General features: G+C 31.7%; 9 protein-coding genes. 1 reads left to right on the forward strand and 8 read right to left on the reverse strand.

Annotated features, from left to right (window positions below; all coding sequences use genetic code 11):
• The 5 genes from PW5551_RS07895 to PW5551_RS10210 all read right to left on the reverse strand — a co-directional run.
• Positions 1–1,202 (reverse strand): MFS transporter (locus PW5551_RS07895; protein WP_113075246.1); only part of this gene is annotated, 1,202 nt, incomplete at its 3' end.
• A 65-nt stretch (positions 1,203–1,267) separates the two neighbouring features.
• Positions 1,268–2,986 carry an ABC transporter ATP-binding protein gene (locus PW5551_RS07900; protein WP_113075247.1) on the reverse strand — a complete coding sequence of 573 codons (1,719 nt, stop codon included), beginning with the start codon at positions 2,984–2,986 and terminating at the stop codon, positions 1,268–1,270.
• Entirely contained in the window at positions 2,986–4,410 is a 1,425-nt protein-coding gene (locus tag PW5551_RS07905) for a PqqD family peptide modification chaperone (protein ID WP_012209365.1), read from the reverse strand. The genes PW5551_RS07900 and PW5551_RS07905 overlap by 1 nt, the downstream gene beginning before the upstream one ends.
• Before the next feature lie 117 nt (positions 4,411–4,527).
• The gene (locus PW5551_RS10205; RefSeq protein ID WP_155811094.1) at positions 4,528–4,671 is read right to left on the reverse strand and encodes a hypothetical protein; all 144 of its coding nucleotides are present in this window, start codon (positions 4,669–4,671) and stop codon (positions 4,528–4,530) included.
• A 180-nt stretch (positions 4,672–4,851) separates the two neighbouring features.
• Positions 4,852–4,995 carry a hypothetical protein gene (locus PW5551_RS10210; RefSeq protein WP_155811095.1) on the reverse strand — a complete coding sequence of 48 codons (144 nt, stop codon included), beginning with the start codon at positions 4,993–4,995 and terminating at the stop codon, positions 4,852–4,854.
• Between the two features lie 367 nt (positions 4,996–5,362).
• Here PW5551_RS10210 and PW5551_RS07910 point away from each other — a divergent pair, with 367 nt between their 5' ends.
• Entirely contained in the window at positions 5,363–7,078 is a 1,716-nt protein-coding gene (locus PW5551_RS07910; protein WP_113075248.1) for a hypothetical protein, read from the forward strand.
• Positions 7,079–7,907: 829 nt separating this feature from the next.
• Here PW5551_RS07910 and PW5551_RS07920 read toward each other — a convergent pair.
• Genes PW5551_RS07920 through PW5551_RS07930 form a run of 3 tightly spaced genes read right to left on the reverse strand, consistent with a single transcriptional unit; the run spans position 7,908 to position 11,007 of the window.
• Complete coding sequence (locus PW5551_RS07920; RefSeq protein WP_012209360.1) at positions 7,908–8,798, reverse strand: radical SAM/SPASM domain-containing protein; 891 nt, start codon at positions 8,796–8,798, stop codon at positions 7,908–7,910.
• An 11-nt stretch (positions 8,799–8,809) separates the two neighbouring features.
• Complete coding sequence (locus tag PW5551_RS07925; protein WP_041534130.1) at positions 8,810–10,117, reverse strand: hypothetical protein; 1,308 nt, start codon at positions 10,115–10,117, stop codon at positions 8,810–8,812.
• A gap of 8 nt (positions 10,118–10,125) precedes the next feature.
• Complete coding sequence (locus PW5551_RS07930) at positions 10,126–11,007, reverse strand: aminopeptidase (protein ID WP_233488489.1); 882 nt, start codon at positions 11,005–11,007, stop codon at positions 10,126–10,128.
• Between the last annotated feature and the right edge of the window lie 104 nt (positions 11,008–11,111).

The following is an 11,111-nucleotide window of genomic DNA, read 5'->3' on the forward strand; positions in this document are numbered from 1 at the left end:
CCTTCTCTCACAGTTCTTATTGCAGTACCGATTTTGATTAATAGTGTAATTGTAATAAGGCTTCCTATAAATGCTAACAACCAATTGTAGCGAAAACCTATCTGATCCGCAATATAACCACTTACTAAAGGAATAGTAAAACCAAACAAGGATCCAGCAGCAGAAATAGCTGAAATATAAGATGCTCTCCTCTCACTTGGAATGAAATCATGAACCCATACTGAACTTGCACTCATATCTATGCCCAATCCCAATTCGATTAAACAGGCTCCTATGTAGAAAGCAACAATTGAAGTGTGAGAAGCGATTGTAATAGAACCTATTGCAATTAAACCTTGCCCCATTATTGATACTTTCACACCTTCAAAACGCTTTAGAAGTATGCCTGCTAAACTATTTCCGACTGCTAAAACTACAAGAAAAATGGCCATTGTGAAACCTAAGTATGCAGTAGGCAATTTAAGCTCTTTAACCATATATAATTGCCATATCATTACAAAGGTCTGGAATGCGATTCTTCCTGTCATAGAGCGAATCAAAATTAATCTCATCGTGGTACTTTTAAAAATATCAATTGTGTTTCGAACAAGGGCTTTCCTAAATGAAATTGCCCTATCTCCGTAATTTTCATTTAAAATGAAAATAAGAATGATGGATGTTCCAAGTCCCATTATACCAGCAACCAATAAGGGAAAATCCGGACGACCAATTGCAAGAAGAGAGGATAATAAAGCCACAATGGCACCGAATATTAGTGAAATTGCATTTGCATTCGGAAACACTTTCGTTTTTAAATGCGATCGACCCTCTTTAGTAATTTCATCTACAAACCAAGCTCCTGGAGTACCACTAATCAACGATACGCCGACTGCCCACAATAAAATACTCAAGATAAAAGTGAATAGATTACTTGCTTGGAAAAATACCAGTAAACCGATGGACCATATAAAAAATCCTAACACTAACGATCTTTTCCGACCGTATTTATCAGCAATGTTTCCAGTTGGATAGTCAAATATACTTAACGCTATTGAAGAAATCGCTAATACCTGGCCGATTTGAAATGAAGTTAATCCCCTTATACCCATATGAGCAACATAGACAGTCCCAAATAATTTATCAATACCCTCATAAAGCATAATAATAAAATAATATTTCATTATTGTAGAGTCAAGTTTGATTGATTTACCAAAACGCCACATAGGTGCTACCCCCGGTTTTTATAAGATCACTACCTGATGAATGAACTATAATTCCTTTTAAGTTTTTATCTTTCATTCTGAGCATCTTTGACATACTGTTTCTTAAATAATTCTCGGTAACTTTCATTCTTTTTGTATAATTCTATGTGTGAGCCGGAATCAGCTATAGTTCCGTTTACCATAAAATATATTTTATCTGCTTTTATTATTGTTGAAAGGCGATGAGAAACCAATATTATCGTCATATCTTTTTCCTTTTCCTTTAGACTTTCAAATATTAATTCTTCAGTGTGTGAATCCATTGCAGAAGTAGCTTCATCCAGCAACAGCACCTTAGGGGGATGTAATAATATTCGAGCTAAATTGACTCTTTGCTTTTGCCCACTGGATAAGAGCAAACAGTTTTTATTAAGAGACTCTGAAAATTCTGTTAGTTGTGTGATTTCTAAAATCTTATTTATTATACTTTTTTCAACTTTTTCACCTAATAAGATATTCTCTTCTATACTTGCATTGAATATAAAAGGAGAACCTTCTACATATTTTATATTTCTTCTCAAATCTGAAAGATCATATTGTGAAAATTTTAATTTATTTAACAATATTTCTCCTCTTTGCGGTTTATATAATTCAGTTAACAGTAAAAGTAAAGTACTTTTCCCTGTTCCGGTTGATCCAACAATGGCTATCTTTTCACCTTTGTTGATTTGTAAATTTATATTCTTTAATATATAATTATTTTCCTCATATGAGAAGAAAACATCGTGGAAATCAATTGTAAATTCTTTTGGAAAGGGCTTCCCTTTACGTACTTTTTCCTCTTCTTGGTTTAGTAAAGTTTCAATTCTATTTATTGATGGAAAAGCAGCAGGTGTGGTAGTGAAGAGAAAAGCAAGGTTCCATACTGGGACATATAGCCTTCCAACGAATGTGAAAAAGGCGATCAGCGTTGGAATATCTACTAAACCCCTCATTGATAAAATTGCACCTATACACAAAATAATAATAGGTAAACCTTCTTCAATATACATAGTTATACTATTATATAGTTTTTCATAAAAACTTTTGTTTTTCATAGAATTATGCCAGTTGCGGATCTTGTTTTGAAAAAGATGGTAAAAATAGGCGGTTTTTTCCAATAATCTTATGATAATTGCTGAATTTATCCCTTCTTCTATTGATTTTACAACATTATCGTTTGCCTCTCGTTCTAACAAAGACATACTTTCCATCTTTGGTTTGAACTGCTTTTGGCATAATAAGTATATGGGCAAGGAACAAACAAATATTATCGCTAAATAAGTATTTAATTTAAAAGCGACATAACATCCTACCGAAAACTCAGCTATTGCCTGAAAAACAGATGTGAAAAAAAGCGCTTCTTCTCCAACTATGTCAATATCAGAGGTGAATCGCGCCATCAATTCACCTGATGGCTTCCTTTTATGGTACGAAGCTGGCAACTTTAGAACCTTTAGATATAATTTCTCACGCAAGTTTCCTTTCACTAACAATTTCAAAATGTCTCCATGATAATCACAAAAAAACCAAATGAAACGTGTGAAGGAATAAATAACAAGAATCAGTATAGCTGTAATTAAGGCATTTTTCATTCCTTGCCCATCGTTTATTGTTGTAATTTCTTGCATCAAGTTTTCGATTAAAAATGGAGTCACGGCTACTAATGGTATTGATGAGAAAATTAGTATGAAATTTATGAATAACTCTTTTTTAAAACGAGAGACCTCTTCCCAAAGAAAATACAAGGCGTGTTTATATTTCATTAAAGTTCCTCCAATGTAACAAATTCTGAGTTATATAATTCGTTAATGAAAAAAACCACGTCTTCTTTGATTTTATCTCTTTTTACTTCATTATTGTATTTTTTATCTAATTCTTTTATTATATTTCTTATTTCATTTTCTCCTTTTTCAATTAGCCTCCAAATCTCGTTACCACTTCCTTCAATTAGTCTGTATGTTTTCCATTGATGATCCCATAAATAAATTTTATCATTCTCTTCTTTCTTTAAAACTTCTCTTCTTAAGAAAACTTTTTTATTAATCATGTCTCTTATGAAATTATTTTTTAGTTTTTTCACTTTTGAACATATTTCGATATTGTTTTTGTAATAATAAATTATAGGACATAATTGGGAACAAATTGTACGATGCTCACAACTTGAACATATAGGAAATTGGGTAAATTGTCTTGCTCTAAACAATTTTTTAAAATTAAGAAAAGTTTGATTATAATCACTTTTTACCATCTCTTCTAAAGAGCGAATGTTTTTAATATTTATAGATTCAATCTTATAAGCGCCATCATTTAAAAGATTTTTATTATAAAGTGGATTATTAGCTACCCCACACGGATGCAATTCACCATCTGCTTGCATATAAAACATTCCATCACTTGCTGTACAATTTGTAAATTCAGGATTAAAACTAAAATTTGCCAAGTATTTTTTATTTAAATACTCAACCAGAGAAAATACAGTATCTAATTGTACAAAAAAATTTGAGAAATACTTTTGATTGTTTCTTAGTTTTCTAGCTAACATCTCCATTTGCTTAATAGATTCATCCTTAGAATAATCAAATTTTCCATTTGATGCATTTCCTGAGGAATATAATTCCATAATATCTATACCATCTAGGCCCATATTCATTGCCAAATCTACGATTAAAGGTATTTGATGAATGTTATAGTTCAACATTGTAAAGGCAATAAATACTTTGATTTTACTCTTCAATTCATTTCTTTTATTAAGAAAAACTTCTAAATTTTTTATAACCTGGTCAAATACCCCTCTTCCTCTGATTCTATCGTGAACCTCTGAGGTAGCCCCATCAAGGCTTACTGTTATGGAATCAACTTCTGAAAAAACAAGTTTTTCGCAATTTTCAGGTGTCAGAAACAAGCCATTAGTGTTTACAGTAACCATTAATCCTTCTTTTTTTGCAAAACTACATAATTCAAAAATATCCTTTCTACAAAATGGTTCTCCACCAAGGAGATGTATATGTTTGACTCCTGAATTCGCTATTTTTTCTATAGCATTCCTAGCTTCTTCTGTTGTAAGGTCTTTTCCAGAATGGTAAATATTGTTTTTTCCATATCTATCATTATTATAACAATGTATACATGATAAATTGCAAAGTTGTGTAACATCCCAAATCAAAGTTTCTGGCATAATATTCAGCATTTTGTCACCCCTTATTTGGAAGAAGAGAAGAGGAATTTCCCTTCTCTTCCTTAAGCATTTTTATTCCACTATTTCATTTTAACAATATTTAACAAAGATAGTCTTTGTTGTGAAAGCTTATTTTGTACTAATTGGCCAGGTTTTTTTACACATCCCCATTCCGGATCTTGCTGTAATGATACTTGGATCATAATTTGATCTAGGAAGTTTAATTACTGGACTAGAATAATTTTTTCTCGTCCCAGAATTAGTTCTTGACATCGCATTTCCCTCCTTTCATTTTTATTTTTCACCTTTTTCCCTGCAGGTTTGCTACTTGCCGGCAAATAATTCCTCTCCTCACAATCTTTTCCTTCAAAAACTTATCTAGATACTTTCTTAAATCTTCTAAGCTTTTTCAAATGTTTTTTTTCACCTAAAGTAAATACTTCAACCAAACATTTACTCTATTTCTTCCACAACACTTACAATCGTTCTGGGTACTACACCATCTGTTGATCCTGTATCGAGATCTTCTCCACCAAAAACAAATAAACCCCCTAATACCAGAACAGTGATTATCAAAACAACAACAAATTTCTTCATCCTCTTTCACCCCCTTGAATTATTCTTTTAATTTAAAACTAATATCTCAAATAATCCAACCCTCAATTTTAATCATACACTTTTCCATATGGTTTTCAAGTGTTTTTTTAATTAGCTTCAAATATGTATTTATAAAGTATTACAGAGATCGATCAAAAAATACCTATGTTAAAATCAAACTCGATAATTTTTGTTATCTTTAAATTACTTATATTCTCTTTTTCTTTTTTTATCTGTATTATGGTACAATTGTGTTTGAATGGTTTCGGTTTATTTTTAGAAAATTTCTAAGTTGAATTGAAGTAAACGAATATTCCATTATTATAACGCTGTGTAAATATTTCATGAGGTTAGGGAGGTTCTTAGAATGAATCTTCGATCTTTGGTCAAAATTGTTAATAAAGGACAGTTCATAAGACCAATTTTGAATTATGTTGTTCATTACTTAGAAAGTGATAAAACAGATAAAAATAAAAACATTGTCAATTACATAAACGTTTTGAAATTAAAATGGGATGTTAAATATAATGAAGCCCTTGAGATAATAGATAAAGAGATAAAGGGGTTGAAAAAAGGTAGTTTGTATTGTCTAATTTTAGTTGAAAAGATAAGTATTTTAGTCAATCTTTCTAGAAATGAAGAGATTAAAGAAGTATTCAATCAATTGAAGGAAGAATTCGAAAAACTTCCTAAGTATTTAAGAGGAATAGTCGTTGAGAAGTTAAAGAATGTTCGTGAATTAAATTTTGAAGAAAAAGATTTGCAAACCATTAGGATTTGGAGTGAAAGTTATGAAAATACTCCCGCCACCAAAGGCTTCATATTACTATCAAAATCAAGAGGAAAAAAGAATGAAGAACAATACGATGAAGCAGTTTGTTTAAACATCGAAGCATTTAAGATTTTAAAAACTGTTCCACATCCTTCTGGCATGGTGCAGGCTTTAAACAATATATCTTGGTGGTTGAAAGATACAAACAAAGAAAAGGCTTTAGCTTTTACTTTTCCATTAGGATTCTATCTTGGTTACTATTTTCATGATGATAACTTTGATGTTTTCAATTCCCTTGATACTATGTTTCAAGTACAAAAGAATAATAAAGATCCTTTGGTTTATGAGACCGCCTTTATTTTTTCACGTTTAGTTTCATCGCTGAGTGGTGATAAGAAAAAAATAATATGGAATGAGTTTGGATATACCATTCATGATGTCAGATGTTTTGTTTTGAATATTAGAAATAGAAATTACTTAAACACAAAAACGCTAAGAGATTTCATAAGGAAAGAGATAGGAAAAGAAAAGATACCCATAGATTCAATAAATGTTTCTGAAAGAACATTAAAAGAGTTTTTATCTGCAAAGACACAGTACATTCAACCAAGTATCTTGAGAAACATTATAGATGCTCTTGAGTTTGAAATCACCACATCCGCACCTATATGTATAATCAAAGAATTGAAAAAGAAGGATATAGATAAAAAGTTTGAGATAAACCTTGAAAAGTTTAAAAACCTTTCAAAAGAAAGGCAAATATCAGAACTCTTTACATCTTACCTCGTTCATTACTACAAAGAAGAGATCGATCTAAAAAAGATAATTAAAGAGATACAAGATGACAGTTTAATTGAAGAAAGATGTGATTACTACACTAAAGAGTTAATAAACTCTGTCTTTGAAAGAAATCAAAAGATAGAGTTTAATTCTTTACTAACAAACGCTCAAGAACCAAAAATCTACACAAACAAAAATATAACCTTCAAAGAACATCCTTTTTATTTGGGAAGGGAAGAAGTTGTAAAAAGATTTATGAAAGACTTAAATAAAAAGAATTTAAAAGAGTTCATTGAAAATTACATTGGTCTTGATACAAGACAAAAAAAGACGATAGAAAAGTTCATAATGAATTACGGTAGGTACTATGATTTAAAGGATATCCCCAAAGAATTCACACCGAAAGTACCAAAAGAGATTAATCCATTCGTGAAAAAATATACGTTGAAAAGAAAACCTTCTGCCCTTTCTTTTTATGTGTTTGAAGGGGAAGAAAGAGAAGAGTTTGTGGAAATTATCAGCAATTTTTAAATCGGGTAGGAGGTAGATAATTAATTAATTAATTAATTTATTTATTTATCTACCGTCCTTCCTCATCTTCCAATGAGTATTATGACCTCTGCTAACTTCTCAAGATTCAGCCATACATTGCTGCATGGGTTGCCTTAACAGCATGTTCTTGAGATCTCCCCAGGTAAGTGCAATAACTTTCATCCCATATATCCGCCAGATCTACTCCGTGAAGTTCTGGATAGCTGTTGGACTTCGTTTTGTTAGGCAAACTCGTCCACTCCACTTAGCCTTGTATCTGGTTCTTGTTCATCGGACCGGGACTTTGTCTTGGGCTTCCTTCAGATTCCACCTCACGATGGACACCCTTGCCTTCGACTAGTGGTTCCCGCTACCTGGCCCACAACGGACTTTCACCGCTTAGCTATTGCCCATGCTGGGCAACTTGGTCGGCTTTTAGTTTAAAGTATGGTCTATTTTTTGTCTTTAAGCTTGAGATCTTATAATAGATTTTTATTCAATAACTTATCTATCTTCAATTGGAAAAGATACGAATTTAGGAATACCCTGAGTTTGACAATTACAAAAATGTAAGAATTCTAAAACAGGCATGAATAAATGTAAAAAAGCGTTTTTTGCTTTCTGTGTTTTTCAAAAGTGTCACTACATCAAAAATTTTTTTCAAAAAAATAGGCGATTTATTCTCTCAAACTCGCTTTCTTTCGTTCGGTTTACTGAAAAACCATCTCTCAACTGTCAAACTCAAGAGAACACATTGTGATGAATTTCATATCTTAGATCATGCAAAGAACGCTTGAATTAGAACAAAAATATTTGTTATTAAGTGCAACTAAAATACTCCAAGACAAGCGGTTTTTATGCATGACGCAGGTTGAACCTGAGTAAAAAATTTTCTTTTATTTTCTTCAACCTCTTCAGGACTTGTCTGAGTAATGTTACCGAGCCTATACCTTTTATCATCTTTATGTTGATAACATGGATATATACTTCCATCCGAATCGATTACTATAGATTGTCTTGTGAAAGGGCAATCGCTCAATCTTGGAGGAGCTCCAAACTTCATAATTGAATAAATTAATCCTAAATAGTATTCTTTATTATTTTGTTTAGCCCATGAATTTAAGCTGTTTAATATTAAAGATTGTTCTTGCTTGGAGCAATTACCTAAAAATAGTGGGTTATCTTCTCCAACTGCAATAGGATGAAACCTGATTCCAAAATTATTCCGCCTTGCAAAATTTATTAGTTCTTCAATTTGATCAAAATTACCTTTACTAATAATAGAGGTCAAATACCTGCGCCTGACCTTATGATCGCGTAGTTTTAAAATCCCTTCCATTGTTCTTTCAAATCCACCACGATGTTGTTTGTGATAATTAGAAGATATACTGTCTAAACTCACACAAACCTCAACATTATTATCACGAAAGAAACTTGCATGTTTATCAGTTAGTAATGTGCCATTGGTCAAAACTCTGGTATCAATTCCGTATCTTATAGGTATCTCCACAAACTCAAAAAAATCTCTCCTTAATAAGGGCTCTCCTCCAGTAAAGGTAATGGATTCTATTTTCATTAAATGCATGCATTTTTCAACCCATTGTTCAACATCTGAAGGTTTTAAACGAGTGGGAGAATAGTGAAGGTTACCTACCTGGTAATAGCAATAGGAGCAACTTAAATTACAACCACCCATAATTAAAAAAGATTGATGGAGCATCTCTTCACCTCTTATTGGAAATATCCCGAAAATAACTTTATCAGGAAATGAATGTCTATTTTTGCTGCTGATGCAAATCTGCTTAAAAATTCATCAACTTGAACAATTCGAGTGCTAGAACAAAGTAACTCATTTAAAAGATTGAAGTAACTATTTGTTCCTAATGTTTCAAATATATCGTGCCATTTCAACAATAGAAACGCATACTTTTGAAATTTATTATTTGAAATTTCATTTTTTTTGTACCAGTTTAAACGACGCTCTAAAAAGGAATGCCCAAAACGGTAAGTATCATATAATAACTGTAAATGTTCTGCTATTGTTTCTGTAAGTAACGATGCACCTTTACCCCTAAACTTAATATTATTTCCAAACCACTGATGAGCGATTTCATGGGGTAAATAACTAAATAGTAGAGTTTCTGGACTGGCTAGCAATTCCTTTCGAAATAATATTAAATGTGAAAAACTTACTGCATTCGCAATATCTCCTGAATATGTTGAAATGTGAAGATACTTAAGAGGTTTAAAGTGGTCTTCATAATATTGAATAATTTTTGTAATTTCTGATTTATAATCCCATTTATCTTTAAGTGGAACATTAGATATAACTGATCCGTAATAATAACTGTATTGAAAATTGCTAGGTTCGGTCTCTATATTAATTACGATATTTCTAATATCTTCAAAAAACAATTCATTTTTGTTAGCTATACTATGATTTGAAGAATAATAAAGAGAACTATCATTAATTTTTACAACAGCTGGACAAGAAATTGTCCAGGTGGGGAGTGTAAAAGATCCTTTTTGTGACGTTAGCAACAATGAAGATACATCTTCCCAGACAAGTATATAACTTAAATTTATCCTACTTATTCCTTCATGAAGTGCCCCAATAATAAAAGGGCCAAATCTTTGATAATCAACAATCATTAAATCATTGATTGATATTTTTTTTATTTTTTTTATTTTTTCTTCAACTAATAGTATCAAATAAGAGTCTATATTAACTCCTCTTATTTGGTACTGTACATTTAGGGTCAATTCATTTCCTACTTTTTCGATTACAATATTTGCTTGGCATTTATCAAAAAGCTCATCTCTACCATCAAAAAAAACTGTTAGCCACTCTATCGTATTCTCAGTATAGTAAGCAACAAAAATCTTCCTTTCTCCTTTTTTACCAAAAAGGACTAAAAAGAACTGATCCCCATCTTCGATAGGTATATAAGGAATTAAATCGTGAAAGTCGATCCAATTACCGTTAAGAGATAAAATTTCTATCTTTTTTTTATTGTAAAGAAAATGTCTTATTGTCATGACATAAATCATTCCAAAATTGTTATCGTAGGTTCATCAATTATGATGTCATAATGATACTCAGTGGAAATTTGCCCACCTATATCTGTATTGTTACCAAAACCAAAATGGCAAGTTCCGTAAGCCTTTTCACCTGAAGATAACGAAAATAGCTTAGCCATTGATCTATTGGTGCCTATACCAAATTCCCCTAAAAAGGATTCATTAGGTATTTTAAGAAACCTTTCATCTTCAAATCTAGCAACACCATTCTTTATACTAATCTCTATCTTTTTCTTACCCACTTTTGTTACTAGTACTCCATTTGAAGCTTTTTCAATGGGCGCAAAAAAGACCTCTCCACATGGCAGTTGCAAAATACTTTTATTCGTTTTGTTAATAAGACAATCTTCAGTATGGATAGGGCGCTCTTCTCGTTTAATTAATATGTCGGTACCGTTACTGGTAGTTATTCGATATGCACGTCCCCTATTCAACCAATTTTTTAAGCGTTCATTTTCTGTATGAACATTTGAGTAATCAGCACATAAAGCCCGGATATATAAGTGACTTACTAGTTCTTTGAGCGAAGATTCTATATCTTCAGGTGGCCAGTCAATCATAATAGTAGGTTGACCAGAGGTTTGAAGTTCGATAAATCTCTCATGCAAGCGTTTTTGAAATATATAATCGCGGGCTTCTATTGGTAGTCCGAATATCGTCAAATCAGCTTCGTAGAAACCTAACGGCTCAATAAAAAATAATCCATTTTCACATCTTTTGGGAATCCACGAGTTAATATCTTTTTCTTCATTAGGAATACGAACCATTATAGTATTAACTTCATATTTTTCCAATACGTTTTTAAGTTCTATCCAAACGTATTCATTCTCTTTAAAGATAATGATCACTTTTTTAAATTGATCAATTACTCCGCATTCAGATAGTACCTTATGGAAACAAGTATTGATTTCACTATTTTGATTTCTCGACATTCTGTACCCCTTCTCTCACA

The organism is Petrotoga sp. 9PW.55.5.1, from assembly GCF_003265365.1.
In the GTDB taxonomy this organism is placed as follows: Bacteria; Thermotogota; Thermotogae; order Petrotogales; family Petrotogaceae; genus Petrotoga.